Source organism: Bradyrhizobium sp. B124, assembly GCF_038967635.1.
Classification (GTDB): domain Bacteria; phylum Pseudomonadota; class Alphaproteobacteria; order Rhizobiales; family Xanthobacteraceae; genus Bradyrhizobium.
The window spans coordinates 7,968,419-7,993,954 of the sequence record NZ_CP152413.1; the positions used below are offsets into that span (position 1 = coordinate 7,968,419).

A 25,536-nucleotide genomic window follows, 5' to 3' on the forward strand; every position below is an offset into this window, starting at 1 on the left:
GGCTAGATCGTCTCCGCTCGAAGGCGGCGGGCTTTTTCGAAGTAAGGGACCTGCAGGCGTTCCGGACCGAATTCGAGGCTGTGTGCGTGGCGGCCGAAGGTTTGCGAAGTGACGCAATGAAATCGCCCACTCCGTGGTCTTTCCGAGCGTCTTTCTGCCGTCGTTCATCGAGGACCGGGTCAGTGGTTTCGACCAGCGGTGGGCCTTGGCACCCCCGTACTACTCGCTGAAGGATTTTGACGACCAAGGCTTTCCAAAGTACGCCTATACCTCTCGCGAGTTGAGCGTGTTGGTCGACCGATTTGCTGAGTTCAAGAGGAGGATGGAGAACTTGGAGACCGCGCTGCTCGGCGCGGTCCGCGGTCCGTGAGGGCAAAGGCGTCTTCTAGCTCTCCAACACTATGCCATCCTGATGAACGGCTATGGCGCTGCCTTGATCCGCTACTCGGCGGTCAAATTCGTTTCCTTCGGCACGTCGCGGGCATTCGTGCTGAGCAGACATCGCATCGCGCGCGCCGCGGGCGTGAACGCCTTGTCGTAGGAAAAGGCATGCCAGTCGATGTTCTCTCGGGCACCCAATTGATCTTGGTGAAGCATGTCTCTGACGCTCTTCACAGTGTCGACGTCCTCGCCGAGGTTGGACTTCGCCTCGGGATCGAATTTCTTCGTTAGAGAGGGCTTCCACTGTCCGATCGGGATGCGGTTGGCGTCGGATCCGTCAAGACCGTTCTCCCTCAGCCATAGCGCGGAGCCCAGCCCTTCGCATATCGAAAACATGCCAACGCAGAATTCGAAGTTGAGCATGTGGAAGTAGGACTCGAACAGGAGTTTGCCCTGCTTTGCGTGAGGAACAATGAGTGCGGCCTTCATCTCCAACCCGACGAGAACGTGTTTGAGATTGGAGATCAGTCGTCGCCGCACTTCCTGATGCAGACCCTCCGGCAGACATGTTCGGATCCAGGCCTCCCAATCGGATGCGGTCGAGAGGTTGACGTAGCCTGAGGGCTTCTCGGGCAGCTCGATTAGGTAGAACAAGTTCGGTCTCCGTGCGTTGTGTTTGCCCCGCAACCTTCAGGAGAGCGTGCCTTGAGATCGCAGTCAATCTGCTTCGTTACGCGGGCGCCGCGAGATCTTCTATCTCGCCGGTCGCGACGATCTGCAGCGCGCCGTCAGGCAAAGGCCGCTGCAGCGCCTTGGCTTCGTCCCACGGGGCGCGTATCCAGACGTCGTACTCGTCGACCCTCGTCAGGATCACCGGCATCGCCTTTGGATGCACGCGCTTCACCTCAGCGTTCGGCTCGGTCGTCAGGAACGCGTACATGTCGGCGGTGACTTCGCCTTCTTTCGCTTTGCGGACCGACGTCCAGTTCGTCCAGATCCCGGCGAAAGCGGCGAGGAGGCGAGACTCATCGAGCGCGAACGGGCACCTTCTTGCCGTCGATCGTGTCGTATTCCGAGAACGAGGTGAGAGGCACAAGACAGCCATTGTCTGGCCCTAGCCACCGCTTCCAGTGGCCGCTGCTGGTGTTGCGGATGTTGGTCGTCCCGCTGTCCGGCTCTCGCCGCAGCAGCTCCTTGAAATCAACCGCCTTGCCCTTCGCCTCCAGCTTCTGGGCCCGCTTCTTCGTCGCGTCCATGAGGGCCTTCGACGACGACGGCACGCCCATCTCGCCATGACTGTCTCTCTGCCATCGGACCCGTTGCGAACGATCGGTGCCGGATAGTCCGGGAAGATGCCGGGCATGCTGGGCAAGTTGCCGACGCTGCTGTTGAGGGCTCCGAATAGCCGACGGATCGCGTCAACGTTCTTGGTCATGCTGTAGAGGTTGCACATCTCAGGTCTCCGGCGCGGCCTGGCGGGCGCGTGGCGCGAGTTGAAGCAGTGTCGCGGCCGGCCGACGGTTGGCCTTTGCGCACTTGCTGCAGCGAAGCCGGCCGGCCAGATCGTGGACGAAGGTCGTCGGCGGGTGGAGTAGGGCCGAGAGGTCGACCTCCCGCCGGGTCTTGCAGCGGGAGCATTCGATCTCAAGCCAAGGATAGCCGCCGTTGACCGCCTGGTCGATTGTCGGCGACGGATCGATCGGGCCCCCATCGGCGCACATTTTTTCGTTCCAGGATTCGCAACCCAGCTTGTCGGCTTGACGGATCAGGGCTTCGCCTTTGTCCCGAGCATCGGCGGCCTGTGCGGCAAGGATCGTCGTCATCACGCCGGCCCTCCCCAATTCCTTGGTGAGCGCCTTACGGTCGCCGCCGCTGAGGGGGTCGGGTGGTGTTTCGGTGCCATAGCAGCATCCAGTAGCGGCCGCGCCGGCGACTACTCGAACGCAGGCCAGCAGCCGTCCTCTTCGTGCCGCCCCGTGCGTTGTTGGCAGGTGTTGTCGAGCAGGCGCTGACCGACCTCCTTCCAGACCGCCTGCGGTCCGTACAATCGCACGGCGTCCGCTTTCTGAATCTCGACGATCCGACTGCACCTGCCGCAGGTGACCCGCAGCAGATGGCGTGCGATCTGAGAGAGACGCTGCGTCCGGATGGACGGGGCGGGCTGCCTGGCGTCGGCGCCCGCGTCCCGTAGGAGGGCGTCCCAATACGCAGGCGGCAACGGATCCGCCGGGCCGACCGCGGGCGCAGTAGGGCTGTTCTTGCCGACCGAAGACTGCCCGGCGAGCTTTTCCATCTCTGTTCTGGTCGGCATGCGCCAGCTTGCGGGTCGATCTGCTGCTATTCCTCATGAGAATATAACGCGAACAGAGAGTCTAGTCGGACTTTGATGGCCGTGGCTGGGGATTTCGTGCGCGGAACGGCGACCGTCGCGTGCATCTGCGAGCCCGCGCCACTACATGCTGATCGAGGAAATTGCGTGATCAGGGCCGGGAATTTCATGACGAAGAAGGGCGGATCGCAGAAGCTGAAGGAGCAGAACCGAAGACAGCTTTGGCTGATCATCGCCGCGAACGCCATCGTGTTCGGTGTGGCGTGCCAGTGGTCGACGTTCGAACTGTCCGGGATCAAGGCGGCACTTACGGGTGCTGCGAACCTCCTGCCAGTAGGCCTCGCCGTCGTGGTCACCACCATCGCGAACGGTCTCCTGAACTCGGCGACGAAGGAGCGTCTGGTGTTTCTGCGGTGGAGCGACGTTCTGCCCGGACACCGCGCCTTCAGCGTCCACGCGAAGGCCGATCCCCGGATAGACTTCACCCGGCTGCAGCGGGCCTGCGGCAACAAGGTGCCGAGCGACCCCAAGGAGCAGAATAGCCTCTGGTATCGGTTCTATCTCGAGGTCCAGGACGTCCCCGCCGTCCTGCAGGTGCACCGCGACTATCTGCTGCTACGCGACTACACGGGTCTGGCCGCGCTGTTCCTGATCGGGTTCGGCATCGCGGCGCTGTTCCTCGTCGCCCAGTGGAAGGCGTTTGGCGTCTACCTCGGCATTCTGCTTTTCCAGCTGATCGTCGTCAGACACGCCGCGGCGACCTACGGCGTCCGGTTCGTCTGCACGGTGTTGGCCCAGAAGGCCGGAAAGCCGACGGCTCCTAGCGCCGCCAAAAAATCACCCGCATGAAGCCGGGCCGGCGTCGCGGCGGATCGACCACGACTGGCGGGCTCGTCGACTCGAAGAGGTGAGGCCGGATCTCCTCCGGTGTCACGATGGTCACCAGAGTGGGCTGGCCGACGCGGTCGAGAATGGATCTCAGGCTGATGACCGCGGTCTTGTCCGTGTCGCTGAGATCAGACCCGCCTGCCGGATGCGTGTGCCACTCGCCGACGTAGGTGAGCAGACCGCCGGTCCGGCGTTCGACCCGACCGAGAGCCTCCGGCAGTTTCTCGGTGCCGCGCGTAAACACCCAGGGCGTACCTCTGCTGTCGGGCGGAGCTGGGACCAGACGGGTCACGTAGATCGTCTTTCTCGTCGCGCCCAGGCGGCCGACCAAGATCCCGCCGGTCTCGCTCGGACTGTGCCGCCGCATCAGTTCCGACATCTCCCTCGCCGCGGTCGCCGCGATCCGGATCTGCCATCCGTAATCGGCGCCGAGCACCACCGTCGGGCCGATGGTCCGCGCGCTCGCGCGACTGTCGCCTTCCTGGCTCAGGAAGCTCAAATTAACGAGCCCGTCGGTCCGCGCCGGGCCGTCCTTGGCCAAATAGGGCCGCAGCCGGCGGGTGGCTGCCGCGGCGTGGAAAGACACAACCTCGTCGGCCAAGCGCATGGTCGCAGAACTGCAACTCAATCCGACCTGGATGTCCTCGAGTCCGCCGGATCCGACGCGATCGTCGCGCGTCGACCTGACCTCTTCCAGCCAGGCGGCGACCGCGTTGTCCTCGATCGCGGAATCGTAGATCAGCGTCTGAAGGTCGTCGATCCGAGGATTGCGTCCTACTCCCTCGATCGACAGCAGTCCGAGCTTGCCGCGATGCGCGATCTCGGCGCGGTGGACGCGCACCGTGGCAGGAAGAGCGGCGTCGCGGAGCGCGTTGAACACGATGTTCGATGCCGTCATATCGACCAGGTTGGCATAGCCGTCGAAGAAGGCGGGCTTGCGCAATCGGGAAAGCGCGGACGTGTTCTTGCCTTCGATGGGAAGTTCGCCTTGGCCGGGATAAAGTTTGATGAGCTCATCCTTTAGGGCTTCCGCCTTCGACAGGCCGACGGCGCGGCCGCCCAGCGCGTGTCGGACGAGGTTGTGAGGCGCGATCTTCGCGTTGTCGACGATCTTGAGCGCGACGCTGCCGCTCCGGGCGAGATGGCTCGCGACCTTCGAGCCCAGCGCGCCGGCGCCGAAGATAACCGTAGGTTCCGCGGCTCCATCGGCGGGAAGGGCCGAGATCTCGCGGGCGAACGCCGGCGTCAGCGGAGTGCGATGGTCGGCGAACCAGACGCGAGCCGCTGGATCCCATGCGCCGTCCTTCGGCCAGTGATCTCCGGCGGCGGAGACCAGGAAGTTCAGCAGTTCGACGTCGGACGCTCTGCCCAGAACCTGTTGGGGGCGCCTGACGGCAAGCACGATCGGGACGCCGCCGAAGAGGTGGAGCTCGTTGACGAGATACGAAGCCATCGCGGCCCGGAGCGGAAACCCGAGTGCTTCGGCCCAGGTCTCCAGATCTCCGAGCGTCGCTGGCAACTCGCCGAAATGTTGCCTACAGATGTCGGCCTCTGGCGTCCACAGCAGCAGGCCGAAGAGGCGGCGCTGGAATTGTCCCTTGTACTCCGGCTTTTCGGCCATTTCGTTCAGCACGTTGGCGACGATCTTGTGCTGTTCGAGGTTGTCGGCGGCGGCGAAGGCCGCATGCCTGATGGTGTATTCGGTCTCGCCGATCTCGGCCTTGCTCTCGGTGTCGAGCAGTTCGTAGGCGACGACGGCACTGCCTGCGGTCCCGCCCTGCGCTGCGCGGAGCTCTGCGGCCTTTGCGAGGAACGCCTCGGGCGGGTAGACGAAGGTGCCGAACGTGTCCGGAGAACGGGTCGGCTCGAAGCCGTCTCCTTCCGGGACCAGGCGGTTGCGAGCGGCGTCGCGCAGCCAGCCCCGCGCCCGTTCCACCAGGTCGGTCACCGTGTGCTCGGCGAACCAGGTATCGATCGAACCGCGGTGCAGGCAGAGCGACGCCGGCACGTTGGGCGGCGTCGGGTTGAGGTGGGGAAACGCGGTCTTGGAGAAGTCGCGGCGGTCCGAATAGACCCGCGGCGCCAGGTAGGGAAACGACTTCTTGGAGAACAGCAGCACCAGCGGCTCGCGCTTGCGGATGTCGACGCCGTTGACGGGGCCGCGCCCCGGCAGTTCGACGTTGACCGAGATCGGCACGGCGACATAGGTGTCGTTCCACTTCAGAACCGGAACGGCCTGAGCGGGGTACTTCGCGCGCAACTCCGCCACCGCCGAGCGGATCGCAGGCGACAGGCTGTCTTCGTTTTCTTTTTCCTGTGGCGTGGAGTGCAGTTCATCCATAGGTCTGCGGCGTACTCGCGACCTTTTTGACAGCGTCGTCGACGTGATCGACGTCCTCCGGATCCAGCAGTACCGGCCCGTTTTCGCTCATTTCGAACGTGGTCGGCAGCGCGCGCTTTTCGTCTCCCACCTCAGCGAGGCTGATGAAATTCTCCTCGCCGACGACGTCTTCGTACTCCTCCTTAGCCGCGAAATGCGGAGGATTGTCGTCGTCGTCCTTGATCGGCTTGCACGACGCGATCACGCGCGCGCCGTCGAGACCCTTGCCGAGGATGGCGAGCGAGTCCTCGGCCGGAACCTTGTTGTACTTGTACTCTTCCTCGCTGAAGAAGGTCCACGAACAGTGGTGCGGCGCGAGGAAGAGATCGAACGCCAACTTGTCGTCGTCGCTGAGTTCCAGAATCTTCGACCAGATCGCCGCGCCGGCGTCGCCGCCGAACATCGCGAGGCCGGCGTTCTTGGTTCCGCCAACGTCGAAGCAGGCCTGTAGCACCACGCTGGTGTCGTTGCGATCGGCCAGCTTGTCGTCGACCTCCTTGCGGAACGGCGCATGGACGAAGAAGCGAAAATCCTTCTTCGTCTTGCGGTCGATGACGTCGATGTAGTTGCCCGGCGTAATGACCAGCTCGCCGAGCCCCTTATAGGCCGGGTTGTTGCTATGACCGACGACGCGGATGCGGTTGCCGGCGTCGTTGCGCACGGACGAATTCGCGAGATGGAGATCGATGCGGCGTTGCGCTTCCTTCTTGAACGCCTTAGCCCACTTCGACAGCTCGCCCTCATGGTTCGCGAAAATACGGTGGGTGAACCAGAGCTCGTCGATGAGGATCAGATCTTCCTTGGAGTGTTTCACCGTATATTTGGACGGGTCGCCCGTGTAGAACATCGTGTCGAAGCCGCGGCAGTGATCCTGGTCGGCGTGGGTCAAGATGAACACGTCGACGTGGGGAATCTTGCCGCCGAGCTTCTTGCCGAAATCGAGCAAGTGCTGATGCACGTCGTAGCGGCTGGGGTCGTCTTCATCGCTGGCTTCTTGGGTGGTGTTGCAGTCGATGATGATCTGGGTGTTGTCGCTGAGGGTGATCAGCGAGCAGTCGCCGTTACCGACGGGGAAATAGGTGATGCGCGGGTCCATTGCAGCTTCCCGAATCTAGAGGACGTGATTGAAACTGGCGGTTGAAATGGCTTCGGCCAGACCCTGCCGCAAGAGGGCGAAAGCCCAATATTTCCTTGGAAAAGAGTGGTTTGAATCGTTGACTTCGAGAGAATCGGTCGATGATCTCGAGGCCAGCGCCTCATGCGAACACGCGATCATCGGGTGAGCCGACAGACCAGTCGCTAGTCCTACCTCGCGTCATCAGGGAATGCCCGACGAGCCTGGTTCGCGACCGGGCGGAGAGTGCCGCGTCCATTCCTTTGGGCCGGGTTGTTGTACCTTGCCGGGCGCGGCCGCATTATGCGGCAATCCCGTATGGTAGAGGTGGGGGTAATAGTGATCGCGCCGAAGCGTCCCGTCGCCCCTTTCACCCCGCAAAAGGCCTCGTTTGGTAACAGATGGTAGCGTCGAAAAGGGTCATATTTGGTCGCTTCGTTGAGCAGGCGGATCGTGGGCAGTGGACGCCATTGCCAGAATGTCTCGACGATTTCATTGACGAGAGCAATCCTGTTCGCGTGATCGACGTGTTTGTCGATGCGCTCGATTTGGCTGCGGTGAGCTTTGAGGGGGGGAGCCGGCGGCGACTGGTCGGCCATCGTACCATCTCTCGGTTCTCCTCAAGCTTTACATTTAGGGCTATCTGAACCGGGTGCAGTCGAGCCGGCGGCTCGAACGCGAGGCCGGACGCAATGTCGAGGTCATGTGGCTGCTGGGTCGGCTCGCACCCCATTCCAGATGACTAGTGGCGTTGTGCAGCCCACCACAACCGGCTGGCAATTGCGCGCGGGCTGTCGACCCAGGCTGGATCGTGACAAGGGCCCTCGCTCTTTTTGGACAAATTCTGCTCGATATCGAGCTTAGGGCCCTTGTGCTATCGTGCGTCCGCGGCTCTTCAGCTTGGCTGAGGATCGAGGCGCGTGCGACTATCTCACCCCTGAACGCTGGATGCTCGTCCTGCTATGCAGGAGCCTTCAATGACGTCATTCGGTGAGCAGCAGAGCGAACAGGTCGCCGAGAGATTATAATGCGGGCTATTGAGCACGCGACCATGAGGCCGCTTTGACCAATCCAGTCGGACAACCCCGCATCATTATTGTGAATTTCGACGGGTTGCGCCCCGATCTCGTGGGCCCGGCCACAACTCCGCATCTTGACAGGCTGAAACGGAACGGCGTCACGCTGGCCCGGCAGCGCACCGTCTATCCGAGCGAGACGCGGGTGGCCCTGCCGAGCCTTGTCACCGGTACCCCTCCGGGGCGCCACGGCATGGTCGGCAACAAATATCTGGATCGTACGGCGGCGCCGGCGCGTTATATCGATACTGCGGATGACCGGCTGATCGAGGCGGTCGATGCGGCCAGCGGCGGATGCCTCATGGCCGTGTCGTCACTCGGTGAAATTCTCGCTGCTCACGGCAGGACGCTCGCAGTGCTGGCCTCCAACTCCGCCGGCGCGACCTGCTTGCTCAATCACAAAGCTCGCTCTCTCGGCCACCACACGATCTCTGGCCATTATGCGCGAATCTGTACCTCTCGGCCGCTTCTCGAGACTCTGCAGGCTCAGCTTGGTCCCCTCCCGACGCCTCCGCCTCCCGGCCGGCCTGACCTTACCAGCCAGAGTTTTCTGACCTCTGCTCTGCTCAACACGGTCTGGCCACAGCTTCAGCCCGATGTCGCAATCCTGTCCTATGCGGAGCCCGACATTTCGTCACATGATTACGGGGTGGCCGGCACACGAACCCTGGATGCCCTCGCTTGGGTGGATCATCAATTCGGGCGCGTTCTGGAGTGGTGGGAGACTGAGGGAAGGCAGAAAAACGTCCATCTCATAGCGCTGTCCGACCACGGCCATGTGACCGTTCACTCACATGCTGATCCGCACGAAACCCTCAAGGCCGCTGGGCTTCAGTGCGGCCCGGCTCCTGGGCCGGATGTAGATACGGTTGTCGTGCCCGGTCAGGTGGGCGCAATCTATTTGGTAAACCCCTCGGAGAGGAACATTCGACGCGCAGTGGCCGCGATGATCGAGGCACCCTGGTGCGGACCGATCTTCACCGCAGCCCGCAATGATGTCGATGGCATCGCGCCCGGCAGTTTAGCGCGCGAACTCGTCATGATGGACCATGTTCGGTCTGCTGACATCCTGTTCTCCTACCGCTCCGACGACCGAACCGATCCATTCGGTCTCGTCGGCGGTACCTGGAGTAACGACGCACCGATCGGATGTGGTGTGCATGGTGGCCTGCACCCGAAAGAAATGGCGTCGCTTGGCATTGTCGCTGGGCGCGCCTTCCGATCGGATAGCGTATCAGAGATCCCGTCCGGCATTTGCGACGTCGCGCCCACAGTTCTGAACCTGTTGGGAATCGCCACGCCCAATTGGATGCAAGGACGCGTTCTCACCGAAACCTTTGCAGCGAGGGGAGTTGGGCGCCCCTCCATCGCAGAAACCACATATGTGGTAAGCACCTCCATTTATCGTCAAATTTTACGCTGCGTGCAGGTGGAAACAGCGACCTACATCGAAGGCGGCTGGGCAAATTGCGACTTGTGATTGGGCACTATCGTTGATTGTCATCGGGTGTGCGCGTCCATTTTTCGGAGGGGGCAACTTCGGCGGGAGCGAACCTCGGTGTGGATCAGCTGAAAAGCCACCAAAGGTCGACGGCGAGCATCATTCGCTCTTCTCCGGCGTCCCCTTAGACTGCCGCCGGGCTAGGGGAGTGCGAGGCGAATTCTCGAAATTGCTTGTTCCAGGACTGAGCTTGTCTCAGGATTCCCAATGCCAAATCTTATTGCTTCTGGTGGTGTCCAGCCATCACTGGCATAGGAGGCGCTGACCGCAACCTGAACGCCATGCGCGAGAAGCCCGGCGGCGATTTCGCTGCTGGATAAGCCATTCATCGGCATCCAGACATGTAGGCAACCTGGGTCGCTAGCCAGCGGCCTGCCCTTGAGGCCATTTACAACAAGGCGATGACGCACCGCAAGTTCGCGTTTTACCGCAGCAAGAATCTCCAAGTCGTCGCCACTCGAAATCAATTCAGCCATGAGAGCCGCGCTCAACGGGCTTGCCATCCAATCCGTTGCCCGAAGGCCGGGCCAGAAGGCTCGCGCTGCCTCCGCCCCACTCGGGGCGACCACGAATGCGAGCTTCAGGCCCGTAGCAAAGCTCTTTGCTGTCCCAAGCAAATACCAGGAAAGCTCGGGCACGAGCGATGAAATAGGCGGAAGCGGCGATCCCGCGAGCAAACTGTAGACATCATCTTCAATGAGTTGGACTTGATAGCGGCGAGCGATCTCAGAAACACGTTGCCTGCGACCGAGAGACATTGTGACTGTTGTCGGATTTTGGTACGTCGAGAGCAGGTACAGAGCAGTTGGTCTCTCCTGTCGACAAATCTCGTCGAATGCGTCTGGATTGAGGCCATCTCCGTCGATTGCAACGTCTACGACCCGGATGCCATAGCGGGCAGCGAACGAGCGAATTGGTGGATAACTCAATTGTTCGACGGCAAGCGACCGGCCGTTTCGCAAGATAGCTGCGAGAAGCACGTGAAGTGCGGCTTGCGTGCTATGGGTGACGACTACTCGATCAGGATCTGGTATTGCCCCGAGGCGACGCCCTGCAAAAATAGCCCCTTGCTGTCTGTCATGTTCAGTGCCCATCCATCGATGAGTTGCCATTAGTTCGACCGGCGGACTTTTGACCAAAACGCGGTTCAGAGCCGCAAAAATCCTCGGATTGAAGACATCGGTGATTGGAGGAGGGTGGTTCAGCGCGAGCCGAATCACGCCATCAGGGGAAACCGCTCTGTCTCTGCTGCTTTTCGAGCCAGGGCTTGAGACCGCTCTCGTATCCATAATCAATTCCTCGAAGCACAACTGCGCCAGATACTGAGGAGGGCGAGAGCAAGGCCGGTCACGGCTCGTGCCGGTATCGCCGAGTTCGTTGACTCTTAAATTGTCAAAACGATCAATGCGGTCGCAAATGGGACGGACTCTGCTGAATTTTCATTCAACGGACGTACGACCATCACTATTATATCGAGATAGATGTCGCTCATGAAATTGGAGTTGTTGTTTGTAATCATCACCTTTTTGGACCGAGTGAGCCGCAGCGAATTTGCAGAAGGAAGACAGCAAAGCTCGCGAGATCCGATATCAGCGAGCGGTGACCACCCGTCAGCCCATTGGACAGTTCTTGCTTGCATGCATGCAGTGCTTGCCGGAAGCCTTCGAAGTCGACCCACAATAAGCCGTCAAAGGTTGCCATGCCTTCCGCATTTGGATCAACTGTTGTCGTTGGTAGTTGACTGTCGCCTGAAAACTGATCGGTCCAAGACAAATTTCTGTGCCGCGGTTCTGTCCCGCCGATGTGAACTAGGAATGTCGTCGCGCGGGGAGCGACCGGATAGAACACCAAGGGAGAGGATCAGCAGGAGAGACCGTATTGGTTTGGCTGATACAGACCACATTTCTGATCGCAGCCACTTCGTCGCTGCATTAAGCCCCGTTAGCGACGGCGACTTGGGCAAGAGACCTGATCGTAACGAGAGCGGTCCTGCGTAACCGACCAAAGGCATATGCCGGAGGATTGGAGAGGCAGCGTAGATTAGAGGCGCTGGAACGGCCAATGCCAAGACAAGCGGCCGACCGAACAGGTGCTTATGGGTTCTCCGCTCGAGTAGTGCCGGTTGCGCGATCCGAAACTGTAAGAGTCCGTCGGCGGTTGCATAACTGCGGCGAAACGTCGGCTCTTCCAGAAGCATCAATCAGGGTTGGTGCTAGGCGAGAGTTTTGGCTGTTTAAGCTTGCCGGTTCGAACTGCCTTAGGCTTGGCCGCCGCGACATCCTTTCTGAGAATTGGAGATTCGGTGCTCATCAGGAGTTGGCGTGCGCAAGTGCGAGATGCCTCCTCGACCGCCGAACGTGTCGAGAAGATCGCCAGGTAGGCTGCGTGCAGGAACGCGATGACAAAAACCGGTAGCGCGTCAATAGGCACGTGATTGGCCCATGGATAAAGCAGGTAGATGGCACAGCCTATGACGATCAGCACATTCAGCGCGAGGGCAGGCAACTTAAGCGCGAAAAGGTTCCGGCGATAGCCGTAGGTGACGTTCTCATTGAACAAGATGTCGAATTTCTTCTTGTTGCGCGTGTTTTCGCGCAACCAGTTGCCGGCGCGGGCATAGAAGCCGTCAGCGAGTTCTGGGGCGGCCAGTTCTTGTTCATAAGATGGTGCGGCTTCACCCAGTTTCGCCGCCAGCAAGCCGTGCATACGGGTCTTTATGGCTGCATCAAAGGTCTTATCGCGATGGCGAAGCATCGTAACGCTTGGCAGCCCGCCCATTTGCTCGTTAAGGCGCGGCTCGATCGCCTTGCCCCTGCGCCTGGCAACGTCGGCCAGCACCATCAGGAGCACCGTCAACGCGGTGCCGGAGATGGCCTGCACCAGCCTTACCTCCTTGCCAGCAATAACGGCCCAGGCGAGCGCAATCGCCGGGGCGGCCGCTATGATGGCAGGAAATAGACGCGCATAGACAGTGTACGTGTCGAATTTCGGCAGAACCCTAGTCATCCTCTACGTCCGGGCTGAACGGAATGACGTCGGCGTCCTTCATGCCTGAACGCCTGTCGTATTCGTGAACGAAATTGATCCACCCGTCGTGCGTGGCATAGACCTCGTAGCCGCGCCGCGTGAATGCGTTCGCCACTTTCCTGCGAGGATAGATGTCGGCGTTTTTGCCCACCGACGCAATCGCGTGACCTCGGTGCTCGGCGGGATACTTGCCAAGCCAACGGTTGAGTACGGTCGGCGTCACGTTTCTGCGGCTGCCATGATGCGGAATCTGCGCCAGCGTCGGCTGGATCTGCAGACTGATTTGCTCGGCGTAGTCAGCTGCCTCGGCGAGGCCTTCTGGTCCGACGTCTGCGGTCAACAAGATACGCTTGTCACCGAAGCAAGCCCACTGGACCACCGATGTTTCATTCGAAGCTGTGGTTGCCGGCGGGTTATCGTCCAGCGTTTCGTAACCCAGGCTCTCCAGGACCTTCTCCGTAACGTCCGCCGCTGCCTTGAATAGGGAGCCGAGAACTCCCTTGGATGCACTGGCATACGAGGTCGGCGTCTTGTCCAGATCGGGAATCAGCTTGATATAACGCTGGCGGCTGGGAGCGAGCACGGTGAACGGGCCGATCTTCGCGCCCTGCAGAGGAGCGTTGATGGTGATGCCGCGCTTATTCGCGATCTTCTCCATTTCCACCAAGTAGGGGTGCATCTCGCGCATTTTCTTGATCAGGCCTTCGCGGGTATAAGCGCCATGAAAGCTATCGATCACTTCGTCGACGTAGTCCCACGGTTTGTTCATCCAGAGGTTGGAGATCGTAAAGTTCGAGTGTTCGAGGACCTTAATCAGGCCAGGTGCGTGGTCGTTGTCGGCGTGCGATAGTACCACGTTCGCGATCTTAGCGGATTTGGCGTAGTGCTTCTCGACATGCTCGATGATCTGATCACCCGTGTCGGTAAACCCGCCGTCGATGATGTTGATGTAAAACGGTCCGTCCTTGGTTTCACCCCACCTCATGATGATGGCGTCCCCACTGCTGTCTCCTGGACGCAGAAAATCGATCTCGTAAGGCAAGGCGCGCTCCTTCGTTCGGTCGCCTTTACGGGCGGTCGTTATCTTTGCTTCGAAGTTGGAAAACTCGAGCGAGCATCCCACCTGCTGATGCGCGATGTAGTTGGCGCTGTAGAACCAAACAAGGTTGTATGACAAAAATTCTCAACTTGATTTGCAGCCTGATAGGAATTATCGACTCAGCTCCAGGTGCTGACAGGACTTTACCGACTTAGCCCCAGAACCCAATCCGCTCTTTATCAATCAGCTGCATCTGGGTAAGCACGACCGTGGGGTCCTGGATGACGCGTCGACGATCATGCGCTCGCCGCGCTCATCTAGGTTGGCCGCCGGAGTTTTCAAAGAGCAAGCCCTTCACGGGAGCCGGCGGGTGACTTGCAGCGAACATACCGGGAGGCCGCGCAGTAATCTCATCAACCTCGGCCGTCCATTGCGGACAATGCCTACTAGCCCGCTTGTTTTTGCAGTTTTTCTGCACTTCAGGCAGGAATGGAAAGGTATCGCATGTACTTTATGAATTCGCACCGTGGTTCGTGCGCGTATTCGGTCCGCTGTTGCGCGCAATGGCGGACCTCATCAGAGGTCGGAGTTCGGCGCAGTTCGAGTTGCCCGCGCTGCCACCCGAGCGTTATATGCAACGCTTTCGACTGCTTTACCGGTACGTCGCAACTTGAGCAACGAAAGCGCTCTGACGAGGTCGATCGAGGTCAGATGTGGGCCGCCAACTCCCCGGCTCGCTATGACAGTTGCTAGCCGCTTGTGCGATAGGCTCAACGAGCGTGGTCGGCAACATTGTCGTTTCCCCGACGATCTGAGACATTCGGCTCACGTCAAGTCGCCTGGGTGTGGTTCATTCCGCGGCAAAGGCCCCCAAGGAGGACGATAAGGGTCTGGGCGGAGAGATCGCCGTTCGACCTCAAAACTCCTCACAACCTCGGCTTCGAGCGACGAGAGCGGTGGCGGACCCCGATCGCGGTGCGTCGATGTCGACGAAAGCAAGCTGTAACGAAATCGCGCTTCTCAAGGCCGAGATCTATCTGCGGGATATGGAGCCGCTTGCAGACCTTGGCGGCGGCGTTCGACCGATTTTCGGTCAGGGCGTAAGGCTCGGCGCTTCCGCCTGATCTTTGAAGTTGGTGCCGGTCACGAGCAGATTCTCATTTTCGCTGGCCCGCTAGATCGAGATCCACGGCAGTCCGGCCGGCGCCGAGAAGGCACTCGACCTTCGCCGGCAAGACGAGGTTGACGTTGATCTCTGGCAAGCCCACCTCACCAACGAATACTCATTCATCAGCGGAGATAGAGCGACGAGCAGGATGCAGGAAATCCTCCGAATTAATGAGAGAGTTGTTCCGCAAACTGGGATACGCCCCTATAAGTGGGTACGGTTTCGCAATTGCGGACGCCTCGCGAACGACCGGCGGCCCTGTCCAACACTCGCCGAAGTTTTTGTACCATGATCTAATCTATGGTTATCAAGACGACGAGATCATCGGCTATGGCAGCAGCGCATTAAGTCACTTTCGAAGGTTTAACCTTCAGAACATCAGTACCCGGAAGGCGCACGTACGAGAACTCCTGGTTAACCGAGAGCTGCCCCATGCCGCATTCGGTCCTTTCAATGCTCCAGAGCGTGGCATTGTCTCGTTTCCGTTTCGCGGAGAGCTCGAAAAGGAAAGGATTGCGTGGAATGCCATTCCCAAAGAGACAGCAGCGGCGCTGAAAGATGCTATTGACGCCGATCTCATAACCGACCAGGGCAGCACATACGCCCTCACTGAGGCAGGTTGGCTATTCTACGTAAATCTCATGTATTTGCTTGATGCCGTCGACAGGAAAGAAGTGGATTGAAGATAAGATGGCCCTGCACGGGCAGATCAGCGATCACTTTGGTTCAACCGATTTGGATGATTTGAGGCGAGCGCAGGTCAGTGTTGCAATCTGATGCCGTGCGACGTTCCGATCTCACGAGCGCAGAAGTGCCCGATCGCTTAAGGCAAGCGACACTAACGTAGCGGATGATTCGAGGCTCCGGTTTCGGAGCTTGAATCACGTCTTGAGCGGCGCCGTCAACCGGCGACGCCCCGTGGCCGTGCTGCTAATGCTCTGAATATACTTCCGCTTTCGGCGGCGTAGCGGACTTGGCCGGACTTGCTACTCGCTCGCCCCGGTCGCGAATGACCCGAAAGAGACCTTATGTCTTCAGCATGACGCTGGACTTTGGCGAGGGCTTCAGAGATTCTCCGATTGGCAGAACGAGGTTCCTGTTTCATGGACAAAGTTCCGAATTTGAGCGCCGAATCGGAAGCCAAAGACATTCCCAGGACAAAAGAGGCGCCCAAAGAGCCTGATCCGTACGATTTCAACGCGATTGAGAGGGCCGTAAACGAGGCGGCCAAGAGCGTGAACAATGTATGGATCGCCTTTATATCGCTCTGCGTGTACATCTTTATCGCGACCTACGGTGTAACGCCAGCGACGCTATTCAGGGACTCGACAGTCAGACTGCCAATTTTCAATGCCGATTTGCCCCTGAAGGTCTATTTTTTAATGGCCCCGACCCTGATCCTCGCCGTACACGCCTATCTCATCGTATTGACAAAAGGTCTGTCCGAAAAAATCCAGACATATGAAGATGCTCTGAGACAGCCACGGAGCATGGCGATAAAAATCGCTGCGGGCCGAAGAGCCGTCCGCGCAAGGCTCGATAACTCGATCATCTCGGCAACGGTGAGCGCGCGATATCGCGAGACATTTGGCGGAGTGTCTATTGCAAATGGTTTAATCGCTGGCCTCACAATGACTGCGATGCCGGTAGCGTTGCTCCTGCTGACGCAGTTGATCTTCTTGCCATATCAGCATGAGCACATGTCGTGGCTCCACCGAAGTTTTGTTCTCATCGATGTCGGCGTGTGTTTGTGGTTCCTGTGGCCTTTGACGGCACGTCCTCTCGTTCTCTTCGGACGAATTTTGGCTTTGCTGTTTATTGGGGTTGTAGCCACAACTTCGGTCTTCCTAGCGGTCTTTCCAGGTGAGTGGATTTACAACAAGCTCGAAGGACATTTCCCGCACGCAATTACGGACAAATTATTCGAAGGATCATCGGATCCGATCGACTACGTTAGCAAAGGAGGCGTTCTTCCGTTCGCCAATCGGCTTATTTTGCCGGATGACCCAAAGCTTGCTGAGGTCACGGGCGCTCCTTCTAACAGCGTTTCCCTGTCGGTGCGCGGCCGCAGTTTCCGCAGGGCAATTTTCGACCGCTCAAACCTCGTCCGTGTTGATTTTTCGGCCGCTGATTTGCAGCATGCATCCCTGCGAGGCACAAGGCTCGAAGGTTCCAAGTTCGATTGTGCGGGGTCCGCAATCGTGACCTTCCGCGGCCCGACAGGCGGTTTTGAATTGACTTACAAGGAAGAGGGCAATTTCGTTTGCGCGAAACTCAATGGCGCGAACTTGGCGTACGCCCACCTCGATGGGGCCTCGTTTGAGGGCGCACAGTTGAGTGGCTCCGCCCTGAACGATACGACCGTTACCGGCACAGACTTTAGTGACTCTGTGCTTTTGGGCGCAAGATTTAGTGGCGCTGTTGGTCGCGGGCCAACGTTTTCCGGTGCGCGACTGATCGCCGCCGATCTTAGCAATGCTCAGCTATTTGCAGCCGATTTCGAACGCGCAAGCTTGGAAGGTGCGAGCCTCGCTTATTCTTCCCTTCAGGCCGCGAACTTCCGAGATTCCCGGATGCAAGGTGTTGATGCGAGCAACACGTTGCTGCAGGGATCGTCCTTCGAAGGAACGTTTCTTCACGCCGCGAGTTTTCTTGGTGCGCGCATTCAAGGGGTATCCTTCAAAGACGCTGCTCTGCCAAACGCGTCGTTGATGTGCCTCGTACCGTTTCGAAACAACTTCCAGAATGCTGACCGCTCTCAAACGGTGGTCAAAAAAGAAGAAGAGTGTTCAGCTGGATGGTTTGACTACACTTTCTACGAAAATGTTACTCACCCGCTCGACGAGAAATATAGTTTACCGACGGACGCGTTGCCGAGTAAGCGGGGTTATGTCAAAAATGATTTCCAGCCCTATATGAGCGGAGCCGTAGCGCCGGAATTTCTACGGCCGGAGACTCTCGACGATGAGACTTTTTCCACCGTTCTCGAAAAGTCGACCTCCGATTTGCCAGGAATTGCAAAGGCGCGCGCTACTCAAGGTTTCGAACCCCTGAGGCCCAGCGCTCGGACTAAGTTGCAGGATGACGCGGAGAAAGGGTTCTGGACCGACTGGGCCAAGCAATCCGCGACGCAGAAAAGCCACGAAGAAGCCCTCGCCGCACGGCTCGAATCTATTGCCTGCGTGGCGGTGGGGGCCCCCTATGTCGCACGTCATGTCGTTCATCGATTGCTACGGGCTTGGCCCTCTAATTCCGTCGACACGAGTACGGAAGCGAACGAACAAATAAACCGGAGTATCGAGCGCATCAGGAAGGCGCGCGACGGCAGCGATCCCGACTGTCTTGGCGCAGTAGGTCTTGTCGAGTAGTTCAGGTCAGGATCGCTCCCGGTCCCCGCTCTTTGACAAACTAGAGGGCGTGATGGCGCCTGGAGAACGTCATTTGCGCGAGAAGAGTATTTGAGGTTGACCTAGGATAGATGTCTCTTATTGGCCCATCGCGTCATTTCGGTGCGCTGCGGAATTTGGTCGCTATCGGGGCATAGCGGCTGTCCGCCCGGCAGATTTATGGGTTCACGGCTAGATTTAGATTAAGGAACCATAATCCGTCGACTACAACTCCTAGCCTTCTTGCTCCAAGACTCTGCCGTACGAGCAACGACAGGACCACATTTAAGCCTCTGGCAAGCAATGGAATCAGTGAACGACAATGGAGCGCAGCCTACCAGGAGAGGGCTGTCGCGAGCGGAAGGACATCGGCTGAATGGACGGTCAGTTGACCCGTTACAGGGCTTCTCTTTGTTGAGAGGATGGCTGACGGTTATCGTCCAGCGCGGCATCCACCGATAGCAACTTATTGGAAGAGGCGGTCTCATCGCTAGCCATGATCGGTGAGATCGCGCTCGCACCGATTCGACGATCGAACCCTTAAGTTCAACCGACTCGATGAGCCGGTCGATTTCGAGGCGCCATCCAAGCGCGTCCATATCTTATTCCAGCTGGCATCGATTAAGTTGGAGTGCTGAACGTTGGACGGAGAAAACACCGAGCTTATTACAAATGACGAGCTGCTCGGAAACTCCCTAATCGTCGAATCGAGTCATCCCTTTTGGATTGATGTTGATCAAGCGCGACGACGATACGGTACCAGGAGCACAAACGCGAATACGCTTGCCGCTCCGCAGAGCACAAGCGACGACAAGGCGATCGTTATGCCATGCCGACCTTGGATAGAACTGAAAAAGACTGGGGCAAATGATGCCACTAATAATCGGATACCGCCGATGAACCCAATCCAATTCGCATATCGATCCTTCCCAAATACTGAAAGCGGCAGAGTGCCGCGACAGATACTGTTAAGGCCGGAGCTGAAACCGAGCAAGACAATGAAGGTCGCAGCGCCAAGGAGAGACCGTGGCCATAATAGAATGACCACCGTAGCTAGAAAAAGCAGAACACATGAAACAATAGTGAGTTGAATTGCGGTCATTCTCTCGCTGAGCGAAGGTACAAAGAGGCGCACCAGAAACTGAGACGGTCCGAACAGGGCCGAGACCACGGCTGTCTCCTGACCCAAACCATAAGATGAGAGGATTGGGAGCATCTGGCCAACGAACGCCGAAAAGACAAATGCCGTGAGCGAAAAGCCGGCGGTTATCAAGACAAAATCAATCAACCTGGGACCAGACGTCAGGAGCGCTTGCGAGCCGTAGAATCTGCAGTGATCTCGCGGGCCTGCGGATCGTCTCTGAAGAGCCCATGCGACCAACGGGAGAGCAACGAAAACGTTGGCGCCAGCATAGATTCCAAAGATTGCTCTCCAGGACATCAAGGTAAGCAGCCCGGATGTGAGCGGCCAGAACAATGTTGACGAAAACCCGACAATCAACGCCAAACGAGTGATCTGCCGCGGCGCTTTGACCGCATCTCGCTGGACTAAAAGTACAAATCCGGCCTCATTGAAGAGAAAAGTAGATGCTATTTGCATGCCAAAGAGCGCGAGGGAGAATTCGATCACATCCCGAGATGCTGCCGCCATTCCTAGGCTGACCGCTCCGGCAACCGAGGCGATCTTCATCGTTGTGCCTGCGCCGTGTTGGTCCATAAGGCGTCCGGCTATGAACGACGTGAGTGCGCTTGCACATAGTGCAAAAGAGAAGCATGCGAATATCCATTGATTTGTGATTTCAAAATCACGAGAAATTTCGTTGGCAACGACAGCAACGCAGTAATAGAGCGTGCCGTAATGGATGATTTCTGCAAGCCCAAGAGCAAGGACAATGGATCTGTCATCCTTGTCGCTGCTTTTCATAGCCGAAAGGCTCAGTTGCGTTGAGCATGCCATGCCGTTGAGCGAAATCGCAAACTCGCCGGCTGTCTGCTTCGGAACATCTCCGCGATCATTTGCAATATGTAATGCCAAGTCTCTGGGGGCACTTGATTCGGGATATCAAGTGAGCTGGCCCAATAATCGACATATCGCTCCTCGCTCGTGGATATCGCTTCGGTGCTCGCCAAAGAGATGCAGTTACCAAAAGCGGGATACTGGTTGAGAAGTGCTTCGTAAGTCTCCATTTGAGCGGCGATTGAAGGGCGGGCTCGCCTCAGACCTGGTGCGATATCGCGTATCCGATTTTCGATTTCGATGTGAAATGGATCAGTCTCAAGGTCCGTAAGGAGGTTTGCAATTGTGACGCATCCGTGGGGTCGTAGGATGCGGATACACTCACGAAGTGCTTCACTCGTGTTAATCCAGTGGAACGAGGTGCCGTAGCAGACCCAATCCACCGAACTGTCGGCCAGGCCAGTTCGCTCCCCGGGCGCATTAATCCACGATACGGCTGGATAGGATAAGCCGAGCCTGTGCCCCGTCGCTAGCATCTCTCTATCGGGCTCGACAGCGTAGCCGGAAAGACCCATGTCAGCGAGCGCATAGGCGATCGCGCCCGTGCCAGCCCCGATATCGGCGAAGGTCGGGCTGTTTGAAATCGTCTGTACCTGACCAGCGAGCATCTTGAGCATTCGCCTGGAATAAGGTGGGCGCTTCGGATAAGCCTCCGCGACCTCCGAGAAGCTTCCAGGGAAGGGCATGTTGGCAATTTGCATTCTGTCCTCGATCACTTTCGGGATCGAGGGGCTGCAAGAGCCGCGCCAATCGGCGGCCGACGTAAATTGATGAAGTGTGCGCTAGTTTGCCTTGGGGCCTCAACGGCGAATGGTGTGGCAGGCGGTCCGTGTCAGGGGCTCGACATGTCCGACAGAGAACGTAGGGAGCACTACTTGATCTCACACAGTAAGTAGCTCACAGCAGGAAAGAACCGTGCCGGCCGAGCATATTTCGCTGGCAAGCTCAATTCGATCGCGCGGCCGGGCTAATGCCATAACTAGATCCGGCCGATGCGCGCTCCCTCCGCGTTATTCCAGCCGGCTTGGCTGCGGTGGCGAGGTCGCGAAGCCCCAGGTTGATCGGCTCGGATTGCCATGAGGGTAATGAACAGGGCGAGAACCTACGGGTTCACAGGCCGCGGCTTGCTAAGCTTGCCGAGGCCGCCACCGCGAATACGCTGATTGCCGCATATGCGGGGGCGCTGGGGGCTGGCACGCGAAGGGGGGCAACGTGAGCGATAGCGAGCAACAAGAAGCAGATATTTACGATAAGCGCAAAGCTTTCACCAGGGATCATCGGTTGGAGAAGAAGAAAGAGCGCAAGTAGCGGTACGTCGTATGACAACGGCACGCCCAAGAAGCGTCCATCGGGAGATCGGCCGAAGTTCGCAAAGTAGCTAAGCCTCGTTGCTCCCGCGACGAGTAGCGTAGTTGCTGTTGCCAGGGCAAGAACGGAGGCCTGACTAAGTTGGATCACATTCGCTGCGGGCAAGACCGCTCCGTAGATGATGTCACCGAAGCCATCGAGGCTCTTTCCAATCTTCGCAACATCTCGGTCACGATTCCTTGTGCGAGCCGCCACGACGCCATCGAGATGGTCTGCCAGCACAGCCCAAAGCGCCGCTGCAATGGAAAAATCGATTTGTTCGGAGAGCGCGAAAAATAAGCTCGCAGAAGAGAAGAGGAGGCCTCCGATTGTTATAGCGTTTGCTGGATCCCAAAGGTATTTCAGCATTCGATCCCCCTATTCTGCAACGTGGAAGGGATCGTGGCTGTCGCACTTGAAAATATGCGCTCCGCGATACGAAGATCTTCGGTGCTGTCGATTTCGTACCACCTCAGTCCGTCGCAGCGAGCCGCCGCCAGCTGTAGGCCGCGGCGTTCCACAAGATAGGCGAGAAGCTCTTCTGTGTAGGCCTGCGTAGCTCCGGATCCGATGATCTCATCGAGCGCCGGAACGAGCATGGTCCTCAGGGTTGTCGCTGAAAACAGTAGCAGGTTCAGCGTCTTGAAAAGATGTGGGCCACCCGGAACGAGGCTTGCCGCGGTCTGTTTCATGCGAAAAGCCGTGATGAAGCCTCTGTCTGACAGCAGGACTGCCGACCCCTCCATGGGTTCGTCAAACGGAGCGACAGCTGCCACAGCGCTTGCTCGGTCCATCCTCAAGTAGCGCAGCGCGTCTTCCTCGAAGAATATATCTCCCTCGAGAAGAATGCAGTCTCCAGACAGAAGCGCGTCGCGCGCCAGCCACAGGGAGTATGCGCTGCCGGTCTGGTCAAAGGTAGACGACTCGACATAGTTGATTTCAAGTCCACCAAAGCGGCGGCCGCAGGCATACTGGATGGCGTCCTTACGATAGCCGACAACGATCGTTATTTGCTGGACACCAACCGTTTCCAAATTGCGCAAGGCATTGAACAGGATCGGTGTCCCGTTGACCTCGACTAGGGGCTTCGGCCGTAAATCCGTCAACGGCCTCAAGCGAGAACCGAATCCTGCGGCAAGAATGACGGCGTTCTTGGGAGCATCCATTGTCATCGCAGTATCCATCATTGATCGGTGTCGTGTCCTCGTTCCGACTGTTAAGGAGCAAGACAAGCCGGCTGCAGGTGGACCGAAGAATTCAATTCCACGTGTTCAGGGTTACCGTCAGACGGTGCAGCGCCTTGCCGAGCAGTTCGGGATCGACACCATAGGAAAGACGAATCCCGGCCGGATCGCCAAAGGCTGTGCCCGAAACGGTCGCTACGCCAGCGTCCGTCAGCAACACGTTAGCGACGTGATCGGCATTGAACTCGGGACCAGCGCTCTTGGCGCACCGCTGCCAGCCGCTGAGATCGAGATAGAAGTGAAACCCACCTTGGGCGGTTGGTTGGGGGATCGAGCTTAATGTCGATAAGATCGACAGCCCGAGCGTTCGTGCGTCGGCGACATGACGCTGTAGTTTCTGTTGGAAACTGGCATCGGCGGATTCCAAGTGATGGAGTAGCGCATGCTGGGTAATGACGTTCGGACTGTAAGTTGTATGGCTTTGAAGTGCCTTGACAGTGCTGATAACAGCCCGGGGGCCGGCAACATAGCCGATCCGCCAGCCGGTGAGGGCCAGCGATTTGGAGAACGAGTTGACGATCAGAGTACGAGCGCGTGCGGGAGGAGCGACTGAAACGATTGGATGATGGGTATGTGGGGTATGGGCAAAAGCCCCATAGCATTCATCGAAGACAATCCAGAGATCCCGGTCGATAGCAAGCTGGGCAATATCAGCAAGCGTGTCGCGGTTGTAGATCGTGCCGGTCGGATTGTTGGGCGTGTTGACAACAATTGCTTTAGTCTTTGATGTCACGGCTGCAGCTAGATCTGTTATCTTCGGTACAAAGTTGTTTTGACGGGTCTGGATGAAGATTGGCGTCCCGCCCACCAGAAGAATCTGCGCAGGGAAAGGCGTCCAGTGTGGAGCGGGGATGAGCACCTCGTCACCAGGATTCAAAAGAGCCATAGCCACATTGAAGAGGGCCTGTTTGGAACCTCCCGTCACGGCGATTTCGTCGGCCGACCAATCTTGATCAGTCTCTGCAGAGATCTTTCGTGCCAATGCATGGCGCAACTCCGCCGGTTCGGTTGTAGTATTGCGATTAATCGCGATGATTGTACCTTCCCGCACCATTGGTGCGAGGTCCGTTCGGATCTCTTCGGCCGTCAAGTCGATGATTTGCTCGGCGCTCGCCGCCGCCGCTTCGGCTGCAGTCCACGCTGCGCCGGCGTCTGAGTTCAACATGGCCGACCGCTGCGACAACACGTGCGCCCTCCGTTCAATTCAAGATGTCAGGCTTACACACGCGGCGCCGAACTTGTCTGACACCTAGCAAGGAAGCCCACTCGTTCAAGGTGATAGGGTTCATCGTCCTCATCGTTTCTTTGGCAATTCGATTCCATTGAGACGGTGAGCAGGCTGCGCCGAGGGAAGGCGTAATTTACGGCTACGCCACGGAAAACTTGTTGCCGCTTCACGCTACGTCGATGCAAGCTGCGAGCCGTTTACGTCGGCCGCGCGGACTGGTAGGGCAACAAACGGTTTCATGACAGCGATCATCCAAAATCGTAAAAACTTAGCACCGTAGCTCGGGCAGATATCGCTCTTCCGCACGGGCGAGTTCGTTGTACCTTAGCAGTTCGAAGACCTCGTCGAGCGTCGCAATCTCGGGCTCAATGCTCGCGGTGTTCTCCTCAGCGATAATGCGGCCGCAAACTTGCCGCATAGCAGCCATTGCCGCTCGCATGGAGTGGTTGGCCCAGATCACTGTGGAGATGCGGGCTTTGCGATACGCAGAGACCGGTGTTTGATAATATCTCGTTGGAACGATCACGATCGGTAGCCTGTTCTGCCAGGCCCGCGCGAAAGCAAGGATCTCGTCCGCGGCGGTCCTTCGCGAATGAATCAGAATTGCATCGGCGCCAGCGTCGGCGTAGGCGTGGGCGCGCGAAATTGCTTCGTCCATTCCATGCCCGGCGATTAATGCTTCGATGCGGGCCACGAGGATGAGATCGTCCGCGACCGTGTCCTTCACTGCCCGCAGAAGGCAGGAGAATTCATCGACGTCGGCGAGCGGATGTCGGTCACCAACGAACGAGTTTATCTTCGGAAAACAGCTGTCCTCTAGCGCGACGCCGGCCGCGCCGCGCTGACGCAGTTTGCGCGCGAGCAGGCGAGCATTGTTGAAGTTCCCGAAGCCACCGTCCCCGTCAACCAGAACAGGCAAGCGGGATGAATCCACAATCCTCTCGACCACATCTACAAGTTGGCTCCACGATGCTTCGTTGGCATCGCGGTATCCCAGAGAGCACGCAATTGACAGGCCTGACGCCCAAAGACCCTTGAAACCTGCGCGCTCAGCGATCGCGGCGGAGAGGCCGTCATGCGCTTCCATGAGGAACGCGAGTTCGCTGCTGGAGCAGACCTGAGCGCGCAGCGTTTCGGAATGTGAGATATCAGTGGAATCAGGGCCGTTGGCGAGGACAGATTGTGATTGGTCTTGCATGCCGAGTCCCTCTCCGTTTGCGGCCGACGTTCAGCGCTCGATACGTGACACGTTTCTGTCAAGGAGATCAATTACGAGAGCTGGTAGTTGGTCGGTCCCCGCAATTGTTGCGTATCGCCAAAGATGGGGAGGATCGTTTCGGCCGTTTGCGCACTTTGTACGGGCTGTCACGGCCCGGACCTCCTATCACCTGTCGACAAGTCGCGCTACCGA

Annotated in this window: 20 protein-coding genes and 3 pseudogenes; 7 read left to right on the forward strand and 16 right to left on the reverse strand. The window is 58.4% G+C overall.

Annotated features, from left to right (window positions below; all coding sequences use genetic code 11):
* Window positions 1-133 precede the first annotated feature (133 nt).
* On the forward strand, window positions 134-370 hold the full coding sequence (locus AAFG13_RS37565; RefSeq protein ID WP_342710033.1) for a hypothetical protein: 237 nt from the start codon (window positions 134-136) through the stop codon (window positions 368-370).
* Window positions 371-441: 71 nt separating this feature from the next.
* Here the strand turns inward: AAFG13_RS37565 and AAFG13_RS37570 are convergent, their stop codons facing one another.
* From AAFG13_RS37570 to AAFG13_RS37585, 4 genes and pseudogenes are all read right to left on the reverse strand, one after another.
* Complete coding sequence (locus AAFG13_RS37570; protein ID WP_342710034.1) at window positions 442-1,035, reverse strand: hypothetical protein; 594 nt, start codon at window positions 1,033-1,035, stop codon at window positions 442-444.
* A 76-nt stretch (window positions 1,036-1,111) separates the two neighbouring features.
* Window positions 1,112-1,834 (reverse strand): annotated as a pseudogene (locus AAFG13_RS37575) (SOS response-associated peptidase family protein).
* 1 nt (window position 1,835) lies between these two features.
* Window positions 1,836-2,284: pseudogene (locus AAFG13_RS37580) on the reverse strand (hypothetical protein).
* Window positions 2,285-2,314: 30 nt separating this feature from the next.
* Window positions 2,315-2,692 (reverse strand): hypothetical protein, encoded by a 378-nt coding sequence (locus AAFG13_RS37585; protein ID WP_342710035.1) that lies wholly within the window; start codon window positions 2,690-2,692, stop codon window positions 2,315-2,317.
* Window positions 2,693-2,878: 186 nt separating this feature from the next.
* Here AAFG13_RS37585 and AAFG13_RS37590 point away from each other — a divergent pair, with 186 nt between their 5' ends.
* On the forward strand, window positions 2,879-3,559 hold the full coding sequence (locus tag AAFG13_RS37590) for a hypothetical protein (RefSeq protein ID WP_342710036.1): 681 nt from the start codon (window positions 2,879-2,881) through the stop codon (window positions 3,557-3,559).
* Here the strand turns inward: AAFG13_RS37590 and AAFG13_RS37595 are convergent.
* Together AAFG13_RS37595 and AAFG13_RS37600 are read right to left on the reverse strand one after the other, a co-directional pair.
* Entirely contained in the window at window positions 3,531-5,939 is a 2,409-nt protein-coding gene (locus AAFG13_RS37595; RefSeq protein ID WP_342710037.1) for a ThiF family adenylyltransferase, read from the reverse strand. The two genes, AAFG13_RS37590 and AAFG13_RS37595, sit on opposite strands and share 29 nt — an antisense overlap.
* The gene (locus AAFG13_RS37600) at window positions 5,932-7,074 is read right to left on the reverse strand and encodes an MBL fold metallo-hydrolase (RefSeq protein WP_342710038.1); all 1,143 of its coding nucleotides are present in this window, start codon (window positions 7,072-7,074) and stop codon (window positions 5,932-5,934) included. The genes AAFG13_RS37595 and AAFG13_RS37600 overlap by 8 nt, the downstream gene beginning before the upstream one ends.
* Window positions 7,075-7,493: 419 nt before the next feature.
* Between AAFG13_RS37600 and AAFG13_RS37605 the strand changes: the two are divergent.
* A pseudogene (locus AAFG13_RS37605) lies at window positions 7,494-7,822 on the forward strand (transposase); the annotation flags it as partial.
* 332 nt (window positions 7,823-8,154) lie between these two features.
* Window positions 8,155-9,648 carry an alkaline phosphatase family protein gene (locus tag AAFG13_RS37610; RefSeq protein WP_342710039.1) on the forward strand — a complete coding sequence of 498 codons (1,494 nt, stop codon included), beginning with the start codon at window positions 8,155-8,157 and terminating at the stop codon, window positions 9,646-9,648.
* 161 nt (window positions 9,649-9,809) lie between these two features.
* Here AAFG13_RS37610 and AAFG13_RS37615 read toward each other — a convergent pair whose 3' ends face one another.
* From AAFG13_RS37615 to AAFG13_RS37630, 4 genes are all read right to left on the reverse strand, one after another.
* Window positions 9,810-10,958 carry a PLP-dependent aminotransferase family protein gene (locus AAFG13_RS37615; RefSeq protein ID WP_342710040.1) on the reverse strand — a complete coding sequence of 383 codons (1,149 nt, stop codon included), beginning with the start codon at window positions 10,956-10,958 and terminating at the stop codon, window positions 9,810-9,812.
* 229 nt (window positions 10,959-11,187) lie between these two features.
* Window positions 11,188-11,520, reverse strand: a complete 333-nt coding sequence (locus tag AAFG13_RS37620; protein WP_342710041.1) for a hypothetical protein — start codon at window positions 11,518-11,520, stop codon at window positions 11,188-11,190.
* Between the two features lie 345 nt (window positions 11,521-11,865).
* Window positions 11,866-12,675 carry a hypothetical protein gene (locus tag AAFG13_RS37625; protein ID WP_342710042.1) on the reverse strand — a complete coding sequence of 270 codons (810 nt, stop codon included), beginning with the start codon at window positions 12,673-12,675 and terminating at the stop codon, window positions 11,866-11,868.
* Window positions 12,668-13,873 (reverse strand): hypothetical protein, encoded by a 1,206-nt coding sequence (locus AAFG13_RS37630; RefSeq protein ID WP_342710043.1) that lies wholly within the window; start codon window positions 13,871-13,873, stop codon window positions 12,668-12,670. Before AAFG13_RS37630 ends, AAFG13_RS37625 begins: the two co-directional genes overlap by 8 nt.
* A gap of 845 nt (window positions 13,874-14,718) precedes the next feature.
* Between AAFG13_RS37630 and AAFG13_RS37635 the strand changes: the two genes are divergently transcribed.
* From AAFG13_RS37635 to AAFG13_RS37645, 3 genes are all read left to right on the forward strand, one after another.
* Window positions 14,719-14,859, forward strand: coding sequence for a hypothetical protein (locus AAFG13_RS37635; protein ID WP_342710044.1), 141 nt, complete (start codon window positions 14,719-14,721; stop codon window positions 14,857-14,859).
* A gap of 214 nt (window positions 14,860-15,073) precedes the next feature.
* Window positions 15,074-15,586 (forward strand): hypothetical protein, encoded by a 513-nt coding sequence (locus AAFG13_RS37640; protein ID WP_342710045.1) that lies wholly within the window; start codon window positions 15,074-15,076, stop codon window positions 15,584-15,586.
* A gap of 420 nt (window positions 15,587-16,006) precedes the next feature.
* Entirely contained in the window at window positions 16,007-18,271 is a 2,265-nt protein-coding gene (locus AAFG13_RS37645; RefSeq protein ID WP_342710046.1) for a pentapeptide repeat-containing protein, read from the forward strand.
* A gap of 754 nt (window positions 18,272-19,025) precedes the next feature.
* Here AAFG13_RS37645 and AAFG13_RS37650 read toward each other — a convergent pair.
* The 6 genes from AAFG13_RS37650 to aepX all read right to left on the reverse strand — a co-directional run bounded on the left by AAFG13_RS37650 (window position 19,026) and on the right by aepX (window position 25,323).
* Window positions 19,026-20,213, reverse strand: coding sequence for an MFS transporter (locus tag AAFG13_RS37650; RefSeq protein ID WP_342710047.1), 1,188 nt, complete (start codon window positions 20,211-20,213; stop codon window positions 19,026-19,028).
* 11 nt (window positions 20,214-20,224) lie between these two features.
* Window positions 20,225-21,007 carry a methyltransferase domain-containing protein gene (locus AAFG13_RS37655; RefSeq protein ID WP_342710048.1) on the reverse strand — a complete coding sequence of 261 codons (783 nt, stop codon included), beginning with the start codon at window positions 21,005-21,007 and terminating at the stop codon, window positions 20,225-20,227.
* A 409-nt stretch (window positions 21,008-21,416) separates the two neighbouring features.
* On the reverse strand, window positions 21,417-22,022 hold the full coding sequence (locus AAFG13_RS37660; RefSeq protein WP_342710049.1) for a CDP-alcohol phosphatidyltransferase family protein: 606 nt from the start codon (window positions 22,020-22,022) through the stop codon (window positions 21,417-21,419).
* Window positions 22,016-22,825, reverse strand: a complete 810-nt coding sequence (locus AAFG13_RS37665; protein WP_342710050.1) for a phosphocholine cytidylyltransferase family protein — start codon at window positions 22,823-22,825, stop codon at window positions 22,016-22,018. Before AAFG13_RS37665 ends, AAFG13_RS37660 begins: the two co-directional genes overlap by 7 nt.
* 85 nt (window positions 22,826-22,910) lie before the next feature.
* Window positions 22,911-24,083, reverse strand: a complete 1,173-nt coding sequence (locus tag AAFG13_RS37670) for an aminotransferase class I/II-fold pyridoxal phosphate-dependent enzyme (protein WP_342710051.1) — start codon at window positions 24,081-24,083, stop codon at window positions 22,911-22,913.
* Between the two features lie 310 nt (window positions 24,084-24,393).
* Complete coding sequence (gene aepX / locus AAFG13_RS37675) at window positions 24,394-25,323, reverse strand: phosphoenolpyruvate mutase (RefSeq protein ID WP_342710052.1); 930 nt, start codon at window positions 25,321-25,323, stop codon at window positions 24,394-24,396.
* Window positions 25,324-25,536: the final 213 nt, after the last annotated feature.